This is a genomic window from Pseudomonas sp. MWU13-3659 (assembly GCF_023757525.1).
GTDB classification, from domain to species: Bacteria; Pseudomonadota; Gammaproteobacteria; order Pseudomonadales; family Pseudomonadaceae; genus Aquipseudomonas; species Aquipseudomonas entomophila_E.
Window position 1 is genome coordinate 361784 of record NZ_JAMSHW010000003.1, and the last position, 16754, is coordinate 378537.

General features: G+C 65.1%; 15 protein-coding genes. 6 read left to right on the top strand and 9 right to left on the bottom strand.

The features are described from left to right. Positions 1–147: 147 nt before the first annotated feature. The gene (locus NGM28_RS06520; protein ID WP_252089254.1) at positions 148–1560 is read left to right on the top strand and encodes a purine-cytosine permease family protein; all 1413 of its coding nucleotides are present in this window, start codon (positions 148–150) and stop codon (positions 1558–1560) included. Between the two features lie 114 nt (positions 1561–1674). Here the strand turns inward: NGM28_RS06520 and NGM28_RS06525 are convergent, their stop codons facing one another. Beyond that, positions 1675–2904, bottom strand: coding sequence for an acyl-CoA dehydrogenase (locus NGM28_RS06525; protein ID WP_252089256.1), 1230 nt, complete (start codon positions 2902–2904; stop codon positions 1675–1677). Between the two features lie 140 nt (positions 2905–3044). Between NGM28_RS06525 and NGM28_RS06530 the strand changes: the two genes are divergently transcribed. The 4 genes from NGM28_RS06530 (at position 3045) to NGM28_RS06545 (ending at position 6300) form a co-directional block, all read left to right on the top strand. Beyond that, positions 3045–3971 carry a LysR family transcriptional regulator gene (locus tag NGM28_RS06530; RefSeq protein WP_213657366.1) on the top strand — a complete coding sequence of 309 codons (927 nt, stop codon included), beginning with the start codon at positions 3045–3047 and terminating at the stop codon, positions 3969–3971. Between the two features lie 304 nt (positions 3972–4275). Beyond that, the gene (gene yecR, locus NGM28_RS06535; RefSeq protein ID WP_252089258.1) at positions 4276–4584 is read left to right on the top strand and encodes a YecR family lipoprotein; all 309 of its coding nucleotides are present in this window, start codon (positions 4276–4278) and stop codon (positions 4582–4584) included. Positions 4585–4715: 131 nt separating this feature from the next. Further along, positions 4716–4928: a hypothetical protein gene (locus tag NGM28_RS06540; protein ID WP_240064434.1), complete on the top strand. Its 213-nt coding sequence runs from the start codon at positions 4716–4718 to the stop codon at positions 4926–4928. 217 nt (positions 4929–5145) lie between these two features. Further along, positions 5146–6300, top strand: coding sequence for a cysteine desulfurase family protein (locus NGM28_RS06545; protein WP_240064433.1), 1155 nt, complete (start codon positions 5146–5148; stop codon positions 6298–6300). 125 nt (positions 6301–6425) lie between these two features. Here the strand turns inward: NGM28_RS06545 and NGM28_RS06550 are convergent, their stop codons facing one another. From NGM28_RS06550 to NGM28_RS06560, 3 genes are all read right to left on the bottom strand, one after another. Continuing rightward, positions 6426–6623, bottom strand: coding sequence for a hypothetical protein (locus NGM28_RS06550; RefSeq protein WP_240064432.1), 198 nt, complete (start codon positions 6621–6623; stop codon positions 6426–6428). Positions 6624–6644: 21 nt separating this feature from the next. Continuing rightward, positions 6645–6788 carry a hypothetical protein gene (locus NGM28_RS06555; RefSeq protein ID WP_252089260.1) on the bottom strand — a complete coding sequence of 48 codons (144 nt, stop codon included), beginning with the start codon at positions 6786–6788 and terminating at the stop codon, positions 6645–6647. 263 nt (positions 6789–7051) lie between these two features. Continuing rightward, positions 7052–7936 (bottom strand): LysR substrate-binding domain-containing protein, encoded by an 885-nt coding sequence (locus NGM28_RS06560; RefSeq protein WP_252089261.1) that lies wholly within the window; start codon positions 7934–7936, stop codon positions 7052–7054. 103 nt (positions 7937–8039) lie between these two features. Here NGM28_RS06560 and NGM28_RS06565 point away from each other — a divergent pair, with 103 nt between their 5' ends. Then, positions 8040–8996 carry a DMT family transporter gene (locus tag NGM28_RS06565; RefSeq protein ID WP_252089263.1) on the top strand — a complete coding sequence of 319 codons (957 nt, stop codon included), beginning with the start codon at positions 8040–8042 and terminating at the stop codon, positions 8994–8996. Positions 8997–9195: 199 nt separating this feature from the next. Here the strand turns inward: NGM28_RS06565 and NGM28_RS06570 are convergent, their stop codons facing one another. From NGM28_RS06570 to NGM28_RS06590, 5 genes are all read right to left on the bottom strand, one after another. Further along, positions 9196–9900, bottom strand: coding sequence for an HvfC family RiPP maturation protein (locus NGM28_RS06570; RefSeq protein ID WP_252089265.1), 705 nt, complete (start codon positions 9898–9900; stop codon positions 9196–9198). Then, positions 9893–10726 (bottom strand): HvfB family MNIO-type RiPP peptide maturase, encoded by an 834-nt coding sequence (locus NGM28_RS06575; RefSeq protein WP_252089267.1) that lies wholly within the window; start codon positions 10724–10726, stop codon positions 9893–9895. Before NGM28_RS06575 ends, NGM28_RS06570 begins: the two co-directional genes overlap by 8 nt. Positions 10727–10794: 68 nt before the next feature. Next, positions 10795–11289, bottom strand: a complete 495-nt coding sequence (locus NGM28_RS06580) for an HvfA family oxazolone/thioamide-modified RiPP metallophore (RefSeq protein ID WP_252089269.1) — start codon at positions 11287–11289, stop codon at positions 10795–10797. A 248-nt stretch (positions 11290–11537) separates the two neighbouring features. Then, positions 11538–12098 (bottom strand): DUF4174 domain-containing protein, encoded by a 561-nt coding sequence (locus NGM28_RS06585; protein ID WP_252089270.1) that lies wholly within the window; start codon positions 12096–12098, stop codon positions 11538–11540. A gap of 186 nt (positions 12099–12284) precedes the next feature. Further along, a complete protein-coding gene (locus NGM28_RS06590) occupies positions 12285–16727 on the bottom strand; it encodes an NEL-type E3 ubiquitin ligase domain-containing protein (RefSeq protein ID WP_252089273.1) in 4443 nt (1480 codons plus the stop codon). Between the last annotated feature and the right edge of the window lie 27 nt (positions 16728–16754).

Here is a 16754-nt window from a genome sequence, read left to right on the forward strand (position 1 = left end):
CTTAGGTTTTTTAAGGCCCATGAGCACAAATTTACTAATTTCCCCTTCCCCGCCCGCCCCCCATCATCGCTCCAACAAGAACGCGTCGCCCTTTGCCGGCACGCCCCCGGGCACCCGCGGTTGCCCCTCCTTGCCTTGGAGTCAGTCATGACCAGTGCAGCCAATTCGGCACCCCTCATCGAGAAACACACGATCGGCTACGTGCCGCCGCAAGACCGCCATGGAAAGGTAAGGGATCTGTTCACACTGTGGTTCGGCGGCAACATCGCGCCGTTGCCCATCGTCACCGGCGCGCTGGGCGTGCAGCTGTTCCACCTGAACCTGGTCTGGGGCATCGTCGCGATCCTCGTCGGCCACCTGGTCGGCGGCGTGCTCATGGCCCTGCACTCGGCCCAGGGCCCGCAGATGGGCATCCCGCAGATGATCCAGAGCCGCGCCCAGTTCGGCTCGCTCGGCGCGCTGCTGGTGGTGGTGATCGCCGGGGTGATGTACATCGGCTTCTTCGCCTCCAACATCGTCCTGGCCGGCAAATCGCTGCACGGGGTGGTCGACTCCGTGCCGGTGTCAGTGGGCATTGTCGTCGGCGCCCTGGGCTCGGGGATCATCGGCATCATCGGCTACCGCTTCATCCACGTGCTCAACCGCATCGGCACCTGGGTGCTGGGCATCGGTATCGTGATCGGCTTCGGCTACATCTTCAGCCACGTGCAGAGCGACGACTTCCTCACCCGCGGCGGCTTCAACCTGGCCGGCTGGCTGGCCACCGTGTCGCTGGCAGCACTGTGGCAGATTGCTTTCGCGCCTTACGTGTCGGACTACTCGCGCTACCTGCCGGCCGACGTGAAAGTCTCCTCGACCTTCTGGACCACCTACCTGGGCTCGGCCCTGGGTTCGAGCCTGTCGTTCATCTTCGGTGCCGTCGCGGTGCTGGCGATCCCGGCCGGCATGGACACCATGGACGCGGTCAAGCTGGCCACCGGCAGCCTCGGCCCGATCATGCTGGTGCTGTTCCTGCTCAGCGTGATCAGCCACAACGCCCTCAACCTGTACGGCGCGGTGCTGTCGATCATCACCCTGGTGCAGACCTTCGCCTACCGCTGGATCCCCACCGCCAAGAGCCGCGCGGTGTTGTCGCTGATCGTCCTGGCCGCCTGCTGCGTGGTGGCGGTGTTCGCCTCGGCGGACTTCATCGGCCACTTCGTCGACATGGTGCTGGTGCTGCTGGTGGTGCTGGTGCCGTGGACGGCGATCAACCTGATCGACTTCTATGTGATTCACAAGGGCGACTACGACATCCAGTCGATCTTCAAGGTCGATGGCGGCATCTACGGGCGCTACAACCCGCAGGCGCTGATCGCCTATGCGGTGGGCATCGCGGTGCAGATCCCGTTCATGAACACGCCGCTGTATGTCGGGCCGGTGTCCGCGCACATCAATGGCGCCGACCTGTCGTGGCTGGTGGGGCTGGTGATCACCTCGCCGTTGTATGGGTGGCTGGCCAGCCGGGACAGCGCGTATCGTCGTCGGCAAATGAGCGCAAAAATGGCGGCCGCAGCCTGATCGGTCCTTCGCCGGCAAGCCGGCTCCTACAGGTCAGATACGGGCCTATAGGAACCTGCTTGCCGGCGATTCGACGAGCAACAAAAAACCCGCCAAAGCGGGTTTTCTGCCAGGTCAATGACTGCTACGCAGCATCTCCTTCGGCACATACTTGCCAATCTCGTACTTGCCGATCGCCGCCCGGTGCACCTCATCCGGCCCATCGGCCAGGCGCAGGGTGCGCTGCATCGCATACATGTAGGCCAACGGGAAATCACCGCTCACCCCTGCCCCGCCATGGATCTGGATGGCCCGGTCGATCACCTTCAGCGCGACATTCGGCGCCACCACCTTGATCTGCGCGATCTCGCTGCGCGCCACCTTGTTGCCGACGGTGTCCATCATGTACGCGGCCTTGAGCGTCAACAGCCGCGCCATGTCGATCTCCATGCGCGAGTCGGCGATCTTGTCGACGTTGCCGCCCAGGCGCGCCAGCGGTCGGCCGAAGGCAGTGCGCTCCACCGAGCGCTTGCACATTAGTTCCAGAGCGCGCTCGGCCATGCCGATCGAGCGCATGCAGTGGTGGATGCGGCCCGGGCCCAGGCGGCCCTGGGCGATCTCGAAGCCACGGCCCTCGCCAAGGATCACGTTCTCGTAAGGCACACGCACGTTCTCGAACAGCACCTCGGCATGGCCGTGGGGCGCATCGTCGTAACCGAACACCGGCAGCGGGCGAACGATCTTCACCCCCGGCGCGTCGGTGGGCACCAGGATCATCGAGTGCTGCTGGTGACGCTGGCCATCGGGGTTGGACAGGCCCATGAAGATCATCACCTTGCAGCGCGGGTCGCAGGCGCCCGAAGTCCACCACTTGCGGCCGTTGATCACCCATTCATCACCGTCGCGCACGGCGGTGGCGGCCATGTTGGTGGCGTCCGACGAGGCCACGTCCGGCTCGGTCATGGCGAACGCCGAGCGGATCTCGCCGCGCAGCAGCGGCTCGAGCCACTGGCGCTTCTGCGCCTCGCTGCCGTAGCGCACCAGCACCTCCATGTTGCCGGTGTCCGGCGCCGAGCAGTTGAACGGCTCCGGGCCCAGCAGCGAGCGGCCCATGATCTCGGCCAGCGGCGCGTACTCCAGGTTGGTCAGCCCCGCGCCGTATTCCGACTCGGGCAGGAACAGGTTCCACAGGCCCTCGGCACGGGCCTTGGCCTTGAGCGCCTCCATGATCGCGGTGGGCTGCCAGCGGTCGCCCTCGGCGACCTGGCGCTCGAACACCGGCTCGGCCGGGTAGACGTATGCATCCATGAAAGCGCTGACGCGTTCGCGCAGTGCCTGGACCTTGGGCGAATAGGCGAAATCCATCGGGGCTACCTTCCGTCAATGAAGAACATGGGCCTGAGCCTAGAACAGCCGGCTGTCATCCACCTAGTCTATTTTCTACGTGTATAAACATTCATAACCGATATATGATCGACCGATAACTCCAACAAAGAGCGGCGCCCATGAACCTCAGCAAGGTCGACCTCAACCTGTTCATCGTCTTCGACGCCATCTACACCGAAGCCAACCTGACCCGCGCCGGGCAGATCGTCGGCATCACCCAGCCGGCGGTGTCCAACGCCCTGTCGCGCCTGCGCGAGACCTTCAACGACCCGCTGTTCGTACGCACCGCCCAGGGCATGGTGCCCACGCCCATGGCGCAGAACATCATCGGCCCGGTGCGCAGCGCGCTGACGCTGCTGCGCACCTCGGTGCAGGAAAGCCGTATCTTCACCCCGCTGCAGGCCAGCAAGACCTTCCGCATCAGCATGACCGACCTCACCGAGGCGGTGATCCTGCCGCCGTTGTTCCAGCGCCTGCGCCGGCTGGCGCCCGCGCTGGTGATCGAGAGCTTTTTATGCAAGCGCCGCGAGACCACCAAGGAGCTGGCCGCCGGGCGCCTGGACTTCGCCGTGGACGCGCCGCTGAACACCGACCCGCAGGTGCGCCACGTCAAGCTCATGCAGGACCGCTACGTTTGCGCCATGCGCCCGGGCCATCCGTTGGCCGAGCACAAGCTGACCCTCGACGCCTACCTGGGCATGACCCACATCCATATTTCCAGCCGTCGCAACGGCCTGGGCTATGTCGACCTGGCCCTGGGCAAGATGGGCGTGCAGCGCCGCGTCGCCCTGCGTTCGCAGCACTACCTGATGGCTTCGCAGGTGTTGCAGCAAACCGACATGGTGATGACCGTGCCCGAGCGCTTCGCCCGCCGCCACCAGTTGCGCCACCAGCCGCTGCCGGTGGAGGTACCGCCCCTGGAAACCCACCTCTACTGGCACGAAAGCACTGACCAGGATCCGGCCAACCGCTGGATGCGCGAGCAGATCATCGAGTTGTGCGAACGGGTGGCGGTGCAGGACGAGCAGGCGCTGGAAAATGCCTGAGGGTCGCATGGTGGCGAACAGCCGCTAGTGTCCTGTCTCGGAAATACGTTCTCTTTTGGCGAGTGGCTTGGGTGCTCGGCCAAGGCGCCGCGACGAGTCATAGCAGGGCTATGGCGAGGAGTGGCAACGCCGGCCGGGCGCCCAAGACGCCGCCAAAAGTGAACAGCTTATTTCCGAGACAGGACACTAGCACACCCGTGCTATCGGCCAGCGTCTGGGCCCATGCTACCGTCGACGGCGTTCTCCCTTACGTGACACGTGGCTCGGCGCCTTCTGCCCGAGCCCTGCAAAGGATCCTGCCGACATGAAGACAACCCTCGCCACCCTCACCCTCGCCGCACTGGTCCTCACCGGCTGCGCCACCCCCAAGCAATGGGAAGCCACCGGCGGCAGCAAGAACGACGGCCTGGTGCAGGTCTCCTACGAACAGGGCCAGTTCGAAAACGGCCAGAGCGACGCGGCCCAGGGGCTGCAGGTCGCCACCGCGCGCTGCAAGACCTGGGGTTACCGCAACGCGGAAATCACTGGCAGCGAAAAGAGCATCTGCCGCACCATGGGCCAGTTCAACTGCCTGCAAACCACGGTCACCCAGGACTACCTCTGCCAGAAATGACCCCTTCCCCATCACGGGGGCCGGCTGCATGGGCTCCCGCACCTTGCCCCGCGTGCATTGCCATGGCCTTTCGGTAACCCTTGCGCCGCCCTGAAACGGGCTTCTCGGATTCACGGCACAAGGAACGGAACATGGCTCTCAGGATTCTGATGATCGGCGCCTCTGGCAACTTCGGTCGAATCATCAGCCAGCACTTGAACCAGATGCCGGACGTACCACTGGTCATCGCCGGGCGCATTGCCGCTTCAATGCAGGCACTGGTTGCCGTGGCGGCGGCCCCCACCAGCGGCTGTACCGTTGGTGGATGTGGATGGAGGGTGCCGGTTTTACCGGGATGTTCCTGATGGTACTGGTGATGGTCTTCAAGCAGGCGCCCTGGGAATGGTTTTGATGCCCGGTGAAGCGCAAGGAAAAAAATCCTACAAAAATGGCAGGATCAGAAGGATTGATCTCCAATTGCGCAGGCAATGGTCAAAAAGGAAAAACCTTCCTCCAAGGCTACGCGTAGGATTTCCCCCATGGCCGCCGATTGTCGGCGCCCCTGCACGGACACGCCCGATCATGCCCACCGCCCCGCTGTATTTCGATTACGCCGCTACCACCCCAGTAGATGACCGGGTCATCGAAGCCATGATGGCCTGCCTTGGCCGCGAGGCGAATTTCGGCAACCCGGCCTCCAGCGGCCATGCCCATGGCAAGGCCGCCCGCGAGGCCGTGGAACAGGCGCGCCGCCAGGTGGCTGAACAGGTCGGCGCGCAGCCTGACGAGCTGGTCTGGACCTCCGGCGCCACCGAGTCCAACAACCTCGCCCTCAAGGGCATCGCCCAGGGCTTGGAAAAACCCGGCCACTTGATCACCAGCCAGCTCGAACACAAGGCGGTGCTCGACACCGCCGCCGAACTGGAACGCCTGGGCTGGGCGGTGACCCGCCTGGCGCCGGACGCCCAGGGCCTGATCCAGCCTGCGGCCGTGCAGGCGGCGCTACGCCCGGACACCCGCCTGGTGTCGCTGATGGCGGTGAACAACGAACTGGGCACAGTCACGGATTTCGCCAGCATCGGCGCGTTGCTGCGCGAACACGGCGCGCTGCTGCATGTGGATGCCGCCCAGGCGGTCGGCAAAGTACTGATCGACCTGGCCCGGCAGCCGGTGGACCTGATGTCGTTCTCGGCGCACAAGGCCTATGGCCCCAAGGGCATCGGCGCCCTGTTCGTCGGCCCCCGCGCCCACCCGGTGCTGCGCGCACAGATGCACGGTGGCGGTCATGAGCGCGGGCTGCGCTCCGGCACCCTGGCCACCCACCAGATCGTCGGCATGGGCAGCGCCTTTGCCCTGGCCGGCCAGCCGGGTGATAGCGAGCACACGCGTATCCAGCGCTTGAGCGACAGGTTGCGCGATGGCCTGCTGGGCTTGCCAGGCGTGCGCCTTAATGGTTGCCCGACGCAGCGCATCGCCCACACCCTGAACCTGTGCATCGAGGCCAAGGGCTTCAACAGCAACGCACTGGCGGGCGAGCTGGCGCTGTCGACCACGTCGGCGTGCAACTCGGCCGCCAACAGCGCCTCCCATGTGCTGCTGGCACTGGGGCTCGGCGAAGCACAGGCGCGCAACAGCGTGCGGCTGAGCATCGGGCGCTACACCAGCGAGCAGGACGTGGACAAGGCTGTTGAAGTATTCAGCCGGGTGATTGCGGCGGGTTCGGTTGCCTTGTGGTAAAAAACGTCACCCATTGACCTGATACGACCTCTGTAGGAGCGGCTTCAGCCGCGATCACCCGCAAAGCGGGTGGCCAGGCACCGCGTTGCCGGCATCGCGGCTGAAGCCGCTCCTACAGGAACACCTCAGAACCGGATTATCGGCCCCACGATGTCATTGGGCGGCGGCACCTCGGGATACCGTGGCAGGTGCGGCGGCGGAACGTCCGGCTTCGGATACACCGGCGGCATCACCGGCATGATGGTCGCATCGGTGCCGCCGGCAACCCGCTCCAGTTCCTCGTGCCCAAGCACACGCAGCGTGCGCGAATCTTCAATCGACATGGGTATCGCTCCTTTGCTGAGTCAGTAACCGGCACGCGAACCGAACAGTTCTTCGGGCCATTCGGGGAACTGCGGTGGCGGGTCGCCCGGGCGCTGCCCACCTCCGGCAACCGCTTCGACCTGCGCTTCATCCAGTTCCTGCAGCGCTTCTTCAACCTCGATCATCGTGAACGCTCCTTGTTGGGAAAGCGTGTCGATTATCAACCGGTTGCCCCGGCTTGACCCTAGGGCTGGTGTACTAGTGTCCTGTCTCGGAAATACGTTCTCTTTTGGCGAGTGGCTTGGGTGTTCGGCCAAGGCGCCGCGACGAGTCATAGCAGGGCTATGGCGAGGAGTGGCAACGCCGGCCAGGCGCCCAAGACGCCGCCAAAAGTGAACAGCTTATTTCCGAGACAGGACACTAGCTGCACATTGCCACCAGCCCTCGCTCACTGCCCGGACAGAAAACTCACCAGCTGCCGTCCGTGCGAGCTCAACGCCTCCCAGCCACGGAAGCAGATGCGCAGCTCCAGGGTCGCCCAACGCTCTTCGAGTGCCACTGGGCACACCGCCAGCTCCTGCTGGGCGCGCAGCGCCGCGGTTTCCGGCAGCATGGCGATGCCCGCGTGCTGGGCCACCAGCTGGGCAATGGCCTCGAAGCTCGGCGCGCGCACCCGCACCTTCAGCGGCATCGCCAGGTTCATCGCCAGTTCTTCGACGAAGCGCTGCATGGCCCGCTCGGGCGGCAGGCAGACGAAGGGGTAGCCCAGGGCATCACCGAGGCGCAGCTGGCCCCGCCCGGCCAAGGGGTGATCGATCGGCACCAGCAGCACCAGGCGCTCGGTGCGAAACGGCAGCGAGACCACGCCATCGTTGACCAGGTTGCCGTCGTACACACCGATCTCGCACTCCCCGCCCAGCACTACCCGCAGCACATCGACGCTCTTGTGCTCGACCAGTTGCAGGTCGACCTCCGGATAATCCGCCAGGAACGGCCCAAGCACCGCCGGCAGCAAGGTGCTGTTGGTCACGGTCGAGGCTGCCACATGCAGGGTGATGCGCCGAAGGCCTGCCAGTTCCCGCATCGTGTCCTGCAGCTTCTGCGCCTCCCCCAGCACACTGCGCGCCGCTTCCAGCACCAGTCGGCCCGCCGGTGTGAGCTGCATGCCATCGGCCTTGCGGATGAACAGCGTCAGGCCGCTGCGCTCCTCGAACAGGCGCAAGCGGGTACTGGCCGCCGACACCGCCACCGGGAAGGTCCCTGCGGCCTTGCTCAGGCTGCCGCTGCTGGCGATGGCGGCGATCAGACGCAAGTCGGTCAGGTCGAAGTGCATGAGGGCTTCTCCAAATCAGAACACCATCTTCGAGAAAAACCGATTCTAGCGTGACAACCTTCTATTCAGAATAAGCCACGACCCCACCGCTTACGGATTCGCCATGACCCGCCTGCCCGCCCCGCTCCAACGCGCCCTCGCCAACGGCAGCCTGTATGCCGTGCTCGCGGCACTGGGTTTCAGCTTCAAGGCCATCTTCGTCAAGCTCGCCTATGCCGCAGGGCCGGTGGACGCCATCAGCCTGCTGGCCCTGCGCATGGCCCTGTCGTTGCCGCTGTTCGCCTGGCTGGTGTGGTCCAGCCGCCGCCACGATGGCGCGCCGCTGACCCTGGGCGACGGCCTGCGCGTGGCCTTGCTCGGGCTGTTCGGCTATTACCTGGCAAGCCTGTTCGACTTCTATGGGTTGCAATACATCAGCGCCGGCCTGGAGCGACTGATCCTGTTCACCTACCCGACCCTGGTGCTGTTGATCCAGGCCATCGCTCAACGCGAGCGCCCCACCTTGCGCACACTGGCGGCCATGGGCCTGTGCTACCTGGGGCTGGGCATCGCCTTCGTCCACGACATCGGCAGCTCCGGTGTCGGTAGCCAGGTGATCCTCGGTTCGCTGTGGGTGTTTGCCAGTGCGGTGACCTACGCGCTGTATTACTCGGGTACCGGGGCGATGCTCAAGCGCATGGGCTCGATGCGCCTCGCCGGGTTGTGCGGCACGGCGTCGTCGCTGATGGTCCTGGCCCATTACCTGTTGGTCGCGGACGTCGCGCCGCTGCTGCAACTGCCAAGTGCGGTGTGGCTGTACGCGGCCTTGATGGCGCTGTTCTCCACGGTGCTGCCAATCTATTGGGTGGCCCTGGCCATCCAGCGCCTGGGGCCGACCCACACGGCGGCGGTGGGCAACCTGGGGCCGGTGCTGACGGTGCTGGCGTCGTGGGCGATCCTCAACGAGGAGATTTCGCTGTATCAAGTGGCCGGGTTGGCGCTGGTGCTGTTCGGGGTGTCGCGGTTGAAGCCGGCGAAGAAGGCAGAAGCAGCCGCATCGGCCAAACAAGCCGCGGCGTAGATGAGCCCCAAGTGCTCGATCCCTGTAGGAGCGGCCTTGTGCCGCGAAAGGGCTGCGCAGCAGCCCCAGGATCTGACGGTGATGCAAAAATGCCGGGGCCGCTATGCGGCCCTTTCGCGGCACAAGGCCGCTCCTACAGGGATTCGCGTCAATCCCGAGCATTGTGCGAGTCAGTTGCTTCCATCTACGCCGTGCGCGCTCAACGGGTACCAACAATGATGCCCTGGTCGCGCAACGTCTCCAGCAGCATCAGGCCTTGGCGCTGCACCTCTTCGTTACCCAACGCCCGCAGGCGCTCACGCCCGGAGCCCGGCAGCCCCATCAACAGTTGCCAGGCCATCGGCGCCACCCGGGCGAAGCGCACGTGCAGCTCCGCGTCGCGATAGACCAGCAACAAAGTCGGCGCTTCAGGCGGCTCGGCCGGCTGGTAGTCCGGCCCGATGCGCTCCACCGGCCAGCGGTAGGCCAACACCCGCGCCACGCAAGACAACAGTGGCTCGCCTTCGAGCAGGCCCCCCGCGGGATCGTGGGGCGGGTCTTCAGCATCGCTCAGATACAGCTGCGCCTCGATCCATTCGTAATGCGCCAGTTCGAGCTGCCAAGGCGCATCGAGTTCGATGCCTTGCAGGTAGTCGATGAACGCCGTGGCGACTTCGCTGAACAGCGGCGTCTGGCTGCGGTAATGGGCATAGAAGTCCTGCACCCGCGCCTGCCAGCGCGCCACGCCCAAGGTGGCGCGCAACACCGGGAAGCTGCCGGCCAGCAAACCTTCGACGGTGCCAAAGAACAGCTCGCGATAGACCGCCAGGCGTCGCGCCTCGATGCCGGGCGGCGGTGGATTGGCCGCCGGATCGCGCAAGTGCCGGGCCAGGGTGAACTGTTGCTCGCGCAGGGTATCAACCATGGTGTGGCCCTCCATGACGCTGTTGCAAGATACGAATACGGGCGGCTTCGGCCAGCAGCTCGGCCAGCGGCGGGTAGTTGAAATCGCGTTCAAGCACCGTCGGCTGCGCGCCGAAGCGCTCGCAAGCCTGGGCAAACAGGCCCCAGACATCCTCCTTGACCGGCGCGCCGTGGGTGTCGACCTTGAGGTCGGGCGCTTCGTCGTAGTGACCGGCCACATGCATGCCCACCACCCGCTCACGGGGGATGCCTTCGAGGAAGGCCTGTGCCTCGTAGCGGTGGTTGCAGGCATTGACGAAGACATTGTTGACGTCCAGCAGCAGGTCGCAGTCAGCCTCTTCAAGCACCGCGCAGATGAACTCCAGCTCGCTCATGGCCTGGTACGGAGCGGCGTAGTAGCTGATGTTTTCCACCGCGATGCGCCGCCCCAGCAGATCCTGGGCCTGGCGAATACGTGCAGACACATGGTGGACGGCGTCCTCGGTGAACGGGATCGGCAACAGGTCGTAGAGGTGGCCGTCGTCACTGCAATAGCTCAGGTGCTCGCTGTACAGGCGCACCTGGAAACGGTCGAGGAAACGCCGGGTGAGCCCGAGAAACGCTTCGTCCAGAGGCACGGTACCTCCCAGCGACAAGGACAGGCCGTGGCAGGCGATGGGAAAGCGCTCGGCCAGGCACTCCAGTTTCTGGCCGAAGGCACCACCGACACCGATCCAGTTTTCCGGGGCGCACTCCAGGAAGTCCACTTCGCCCGTTTCCATCTCCAGCAATTCGGGCAGCAGGCCTCGGCGCAAGCCGAGCCCGGTATGCAATGGGGTATCGATCATGATGGGAAGGCTCCAGGCAGGCAACAGGCCGACCCGTGGAGCACACCGGCTCCACGGTCGGGTACAGGTCAGGAATTGCCGGTCAGGTGGCTGAACAGCCCATCGGGCATCGCCTTGCCATTGGCCTTGTAGATCGTCGCCAGGTGGTCGGCGGCTTCCTGTTCGGAAATGAAGCCGTCGTGGTTGCTGTCGATCTTGTCGAAGTCAGCGGCGCGGTCCTTGGCCACCACGAGAAATTCCTCGCGCGAGACCTTGCCGTCGTGGTTGGTGTCGGTGCGGGCGAATGACGCATCGCCACACTTGCCTTCACCGCACTTACCTTCGGTGCCTGCCTTGGCACTGGCACCACACTTGCCCTCACCGCACTTGCCCTCGGTACTGGCCTTGGCGCTGGCGCCGCACTTGCCTTCACCGCATTTGCCCTCGCCGGGCGTCTTGGCGGCAGCCAGCTGGTAACCCTGGGACAGCGGTTCGACCGCAAAGGCGGTGTTGCCCAGGACCATGCCGCCGAGCAGGGTGGCGCCGAGCAGGCCGAGCGTGTTACGGGTGGTTTTGGCTTTCATGGTGTAGCTCCACATGGGGTTGAAAAGTGGAGCCATTTGGCCTGGGCGATGTGTCGCGGGTGTATCGCGTACAAGCGGGTTTTGTATGAAAACAACGCAGGGATCGAGGTAGATACAGTGCAGTACAAAAGCTTGCACCGTGGGAGCCAGGTTCGCCGGCAAGCCGGCTCCTACGGATGTGTGGTGAGTATCAAATTCAGCACGATCCCTGTGGGATCGGATTTACCCGCGCAGGGCCATCCGCCGGATCAATCGTCCAGCGGCTTGGGCGGCGCCGCGGGCTTGGCCGGTTTGGCCGGCTTTCCAGACTTGCTCTCCTTGGGGGCCGGCTCCGGAACACTGGCCACCGGCTCTGGCGCGGTAACCGCCTTCTCGCTGGCGGGCAATTCATCGACCGCCTTGAAGATCACCTGCGGGTCGATCTTCTCGCCGCTGTCATCGTCCTTGAGAATATGCCGCTCACCGTCCTTGCCCACCAGGATCACCTTGGTGCCCTTGCTGGCCCCCAGCTTGAGCTCGCGGATCAGGGCCATGGTGGCCTGCTGCTCGAGGTTCTTGTCCTCGCGCTTGCCCATCATGTTGGCGACGCTGTACAGCACCAGGTTGCGTTCGGTGAAACCCGCCTTGGTGGCCGGGTCTTCCAGGGCCTGGTTCAGGCCACGCAGGGTCGGGTCGGCGGTACTCGGGGCAATGATGACGAGCGGCCTGGCCTTGCCCAGTTCCTTGGCCAGTGGTGCATCACTGTCGGCGGCGTACAGGGGGCCCGCGAGGGCAAGCAAGGTACCGAGGGTCAGTGACCGGACAAGCATGCACATCTCCTTAATTTCTCGATAAACCAAAGACTGCAGATCATGGAGAAAGATCCGACGCAGGAGCCTAAACGACTTGCCCAGGGCATGCTCGGCACAACCGTAACCTCCGATTACCATGACCGGGCCACGCCAGCTGCGCAGCCGCCGTGGCCCAGTTAGAGCATAGCCCAAAGCCGCCAGGGTTCAGGGCTCGCTCAGTGATATCGTCCGCGCCCTGCCCATGGCTTCGCGCGTCAACTGCAACAGCACCTCGTGCTCCCGTTGCTGGTTGCTGATCTGCAAGAGCCTGATCTCGTGCTCCATGTTGTCCAGCTCCATGAGCCGCTGCAGCTCATCATGCATCTGCGCCGGCACCTCCAGGCGCCTGGCGTAGTTGGCCCTCAGGTAGTCCTGCCAGAACGGCTGCCTGGCCAGGTACTGGGCCAGGCTGTCGGGCGACTGTTCGGCATTGACGATGCGGATGGCCCTGCGAAGGTCGCGCGGCTTGAGGTTGGGAATCCCGAAGTACAGCATGTCATCCTGCTGCAGCGGCAGGTCGAGTTTGCTGCGCAGCGCGATGCGGTAGGCCAGCGCGAACTCGATCGACTCATTGCTCGCCCCTGCCGTCAGGGCATGCTCGGCGGCGACCTGGTCCAGCACGTTCATGCGCCAGAGTTGCCCCCCCAGGTGCAACAGCGCGCGCTCAGGGTGCCGCGCCAGTTCGCTGTGGCGGGCGCGCCACACCAGCACACGCAGCTCCAGGTCGGAAAAACGAATGGTCGCGTTGTCCTGGCAATCGGTCACGGCCGCGTTGTCGAACAGCTCTCGCTTGAGCACAGGGTCGCGGGTCATGTACTCGAACATGTCCAGCAGGCGCACGGCGAAGTTCCTGGCCAGCGGCGCGGACTTGAAATTGCCCGACGAGGTCAGCGCCGCCAGGGTGGTGAAGAAGTCCGTGGCACCCTGCTCCGTTTCCAGTTGCGTCCACAGCGCGGACATGTCGTCACGCCTGCTGGCCGGCACCACGTCCAGCCAGCGCAGGCGATACGGTACCCGGCTTTCTTCCAGCCAATGCCAGATGCTCAGCGACTCAGGCGTTGCCGCGTACAGGTTGCCGTGGAGGTTGACCCTGCCCGTGCGCCACAACTGAGACTCGTAGAAGCCTTCGGGCAACTCGAACAAGGCGTTGTCCCGCAGGTCCAGCGTGCGCAGCTCCGGGCTGTCCATGACGCCATAGGGGAAGGTGTCCAGCTGGCAGGCCTGGAGGTGCAGCGCATTGAGCCTGGGCATGCCGAAGACCGAGAAGCTCCTGCCCAATGGGTTGAACGAAAGATTGAGGTACACCAGCGACTGGCAACTGGCCAGGACCAACGCGTGCCCTTCCTCCAGGGCAATCTGGTTACCCGTCAGGTCGAGTACTTCCAGGTGCGCGGTGAGGGTTTCCGGCAGGGGCAGGCGCTTGAGCCGGCAATGGGTGACCTCCAGGCTGCGCAAGTTGGGAAAAGCCCGCAGGAACTCCTCCGGAATCGTCTCCACGCGCATGGCATGCAGCCCGAGGATCGAGATATGCGGGAAGCTGATCGACGGCGGAATGCTCGGCAGGTGCCGCAGGCGGCTGCGGGTCTGCAGCAGCATGTAGCGACGGGGCTGCGCCTGGTCACCGTCCAGTTCCGGGACAAGCCAGCGCCAGCAGTCGACCAGGCCCTTGCGAAAGTCACGCCGGGCCAACAGTTCCAGGCTGGGGAAGGCATCCCGCACCCACTGGTCCAGGTGGCTGCGCAGCGTACTGTACTGTTGTTCCAGCGCTTCCAGGCGTGCCATTGCATGCTCGCCCTCGAGCCAGCGGACGACCTGCTCCTCGCTGAATGCCGGATAGAGGTCGCGCAGCCTCGCCTGGAGGGCTCGTGGAGTGCGCCCGCCCAACGTGGCCCAGAACCGGCCACCGCTCAGCGGGTAGCCGATCCTGCCGTCCTCGAGCCGTTGCGGAGCCAGGAACGTGCCGTTTGGCCGATCCAGGCCCAGCCAGCCGGTGATCAGGTCGCGCTGGCCGGCAGCCTTCTGCGCCAAGCGCGTCCGCAAGATACCCGCGAAGGGCTCGCCAAGGTTCAGCGTGGCACGCTGCTCGGCGTTGTAGGCCTGGGCCAGTGTGTCAAACAGCTCACCCCCACCGGCTTGCGATTCGGCGCTGGCCGGACGGTGGCTGAACACGCCATTGCGGTGCACCAGGTCGAAAGGCGTTCCGCGCCCCTCGGTGGTCAGCAACGGCTGGCTGGCATCACCATCGAACAGTCGCCAGCCTGGTACAGCCGAAGCCTCCGGCAGGCGTGCGAGCAGATGCAGCGAGACCCGCGCCAGGTCGAGCGTCTGCGGCGTATCGAATGTCAGCGCTTCATATACCCTCGCCGTACGGATCTCCATGACCTGAGCCCTGGCGGCCTGGGCCATGAGCAGCGGTACCCGCCGCGTCTCCAACAGTGCCGCACGGTCATCTTCACTGGCGCTGCGCCAGATTTGATCGACGGCCAGTCGGTGCAGGCTGGTGAAATGCCTGCGCAGGATCGCACTGGCCTCGGTGTCGGGGAACTGCGCCTCATACAGGTGCTGCAGCAAGGCGCGGCGCTGGGCCCACGCCACATCGGCCAGGGCCTGCCCCTCCTTGCCCTGCGCTCCTGGCAAGGCACGGGCACGTTGCAGCAGCGCCGTATCGGCTATCGCCAGGCCTGCGCGCAGTTGGCGGGCGAGGTCCTCGATGCGGCTGGCCAGCAACAGACGGCTGGCCGTGTCGGCCACCACCGCATCCACCCGCTGGCCATACACATGCAACGCCCTCAAGTGATCTTCGTTGAGGTCGTGGATGGCAAGTACCTGATCGAGCTGTTGTGCATCAAGTGCACTGAAGGGCCTGCCCAGCCGGCGCAGCATCATGGACGAGCCGGTCCATTCGGCGGGCTGCTCGTGCCCGAGCCGCCATGCTCCCGCATCGTTGTGACGCAACTGCGGGCGATGCCCCCGGTAGGGCAGCAGTCGCCAAGGCTCATCCTCGCTGTCCTGGGTGACCCGGTACCAATGCCCCTGCATCTCGATCCAGCGGCGCTCGCCCTGCTGGTGGATGCCCTGCTCGTCGATGACCGCGTCACCTGGCGGGCCCTCGCTGCGGTAGGGTTTCAGGTCACCGTTCCAGAGTTTTTCGCTGCCGTCGTCCAGCCGCGCCGTGACCAACTGATCGACCTCGCTCCAGCCACGACGGACCAGGGTCACGGCAGCGGCGGTCGCCGCCAGCGTCACAGCGCCCTTGCCAACGTTCAACCAGTGCTCCAGCGCGGCATCGCGCTCGTCGTCGCGCCAATCGTCGATGGCCTGGAAGGCTTCGCGCAGCAGCTCGTAGACCATCACCGCCGCCAACGCGGCGCCAAGCACCGGCACGAACAACCCGGCCACGGTCAACAGTCCCCAGCCTTCGGCCCGCAGGCGCTTGTCGTGCTCGGCCTGCACCTGGCGGTCCAGCTGCGCCACGGGCGGGGCGATCATCGCCGCGTCGTCCTTGATCCGGGTTATCCAGGCATCGGCCAGGTGGTCGAACAGCGGCAGCCTGTAGCCCGAGGTCTGCTCATCGAGATCGCGAGTCGCCCAGTCCGCTACGCCATCAAGACGCTCACTGAGCGCCGCGAACACCCGCTGGCCATCGCGACGGCGCACGAAGCGGCTGAAGAAGCGCCGGTAGTCATCCTTGCGCAGGCGCATGCCAAGCACGCGGCGCGCGTAATCCTCAAGATCGTCAGCGGCACTCCAGGCACCTTGCGGGTCTCCCGGCACATGCACCAGTACCCGCTTGGTGGAGTTGTAGAGCCACCCCTCGTCAATAACCTCGAGCACGACGATACGTTGCAGCGGACAACCGAACACCTTCAATTGCCGGGCATGGACCGGTGCTCCGTCGAGTTTGCCGAGACGGTCGTCGCGGCACAGCCCGATCACCAGTTGCAGCTCAGCCTTGCTCAGCACGCCCTGGGCCTTGGCTTGCACGGCGTCGGCAAGCATGCCGCTGCGCAGGTTCTGCGCCAGCAAGGCCTTTACGCTGTGCTCGCCGGTACCGGCGAGCAGGATCGAATCCAAGTGCTGCTGATACTGCCTCCCAAGGTCCAGTTCACGGCACACGGTGGCGAAGGCCAACGCCGACAGGCCCACCTGGGCAACGCCTTGGCGGTCGACCACGGCATTGTGGCGAGGTTGCTGTTGACGCTCCTGCGCGGTGAAGTTGTAGAGCGCCGCCTCCAGCAACGGCAGGTCGTAGTAGTCGCTGTCCGGCACCGGCACCCGTCCTGCCAGGTAGCTGACGCTGTGCGCGTCATAGACATACCAGCGACGAAAATACAGGGAATCGGCATCGTGCTTGCCATGCCGGTCGAGCACCTGCTGCAGCAATGGCCTGGCGAAGGCATCGAGGGGGCGGACCTGGGCAAGCCTGGTCGCCAGTGCCCGGCCGCAGGCCAACTGCGTGCGCAAGGCGTCGCCGAGCAGAGTGAATTCGGACTCGCTCAACTGCTTGACCCAGGCGGGCAGGCGCTGCTTGATCATCTGGTCCTGGTACGCCTGCGCAACGGCAAGGGGATCGACTGCGGCCGATGGCCGAGGGGTGTTTTCCTGCATGACTACCTCCAGATTGCGTGGAGGCAC

Coding starts and splice junctions, on each gene's coding strand:
- NGM28_RS06540 (WP_240064434.1), top strand. CDS start 4,716: ATGGCTCTCAGGATTCTGATGATCGGCGCCTCTGGCAACTTCGGTCGA.
- NGM28_RS06590 (WP_252089273.1), bottom strand. CDS start 16,727: ATGCAGGAAAACACCCCTCGGCCATCGGCCGCAGTCGATCCCCTTGCC.
- NGM28_RS06525 (WP_252089256.1), bottom strand. CDS start 2,904: ATGGATTTCGCCTATTCGCCCAAGGTCCAGGCACTGCGCGAACGCGTC.
- NGM28_RS06570 (WP_252089265.1), bottom strand. CDS start 9,900: ATGGTTGATACCCTGCGCGAGCAACAGTTCACCCTGGCCCGGCACTTG.
- NGM28_RS06560 (WP_252089261.1), bottom strand. CDS start 7,936: ATGCACTTCGACCTGACCGACTTGCGTCTGATCGCCGCCATCGCCAGC.
- NGM28_RS06575 (WP_252089267.1), bottom strand. CDS start 10,726: ATGATCGATACCCCATTGCATACCGGGCTCGGCTTGCGCCGAGGCCTG.
- NGM28_RS06550 (WP_240064432.1), bottom strand. CDS start 6,623: ATGTCGATTGAAGATTCGCGCACGCTGCGTGTGCTTGGGCACGAGGAA.
- NGM28_RS06520 (WP_252089254.1), top strand. CDS start 148: ATGACCAGTGCAGCCAATTCGGCACCCCTCATCGAGAAACACACGATC.
- NGM28_RS06555 (WP_252089260.1), bottom strand. CDS start 6,788: ATGATCGAGGTTGAAGAAGCGCTGCAGGAACTGGATGAAGCGCAGGTC.
- NGM28_RS06530 (WP_213657366.1), top strand. CDS start 3,045: ATGAACCTCAGCAAGGTCGACCTCAACCTGTTCATCGTCTTCGACGCC.
- NGM28_RS06565 (WP_252089263.1), top strand. CDS start 8,040: ATGACCCGCCTGCCCGCCCCGCTCCAACGCGCCCTCGCCAACGGCAGC.
- yecR (WP_252089258.1), top strand. CDS start 4,276: ATGAAGACAACCCTCGCCACCCTCACCCTCGCCGCACTGGTCCTCACC.
- NGM28_RS06545 (WP_240064433.1), top strand. CDS start 5,146: ATGCCCACCGCCCCGCTGTATTTCGATTACGCCGCTACCACCCCAGTA.
- NGM28_RS06580 (WP_252089269.1), bottom strand. CDS start 11,289: ATGAAAGCCAAAACCACCCGTAACACGCTCGGCCTGCTCGGCGCCACC.
- NGM28_RS06585 (WP_252089270.1), bottom strand. CDS start 12,098: ATGCTTGTCCGGTCACTGACCCTCGGTACCTTGCTTGCCCTCGCGGGC.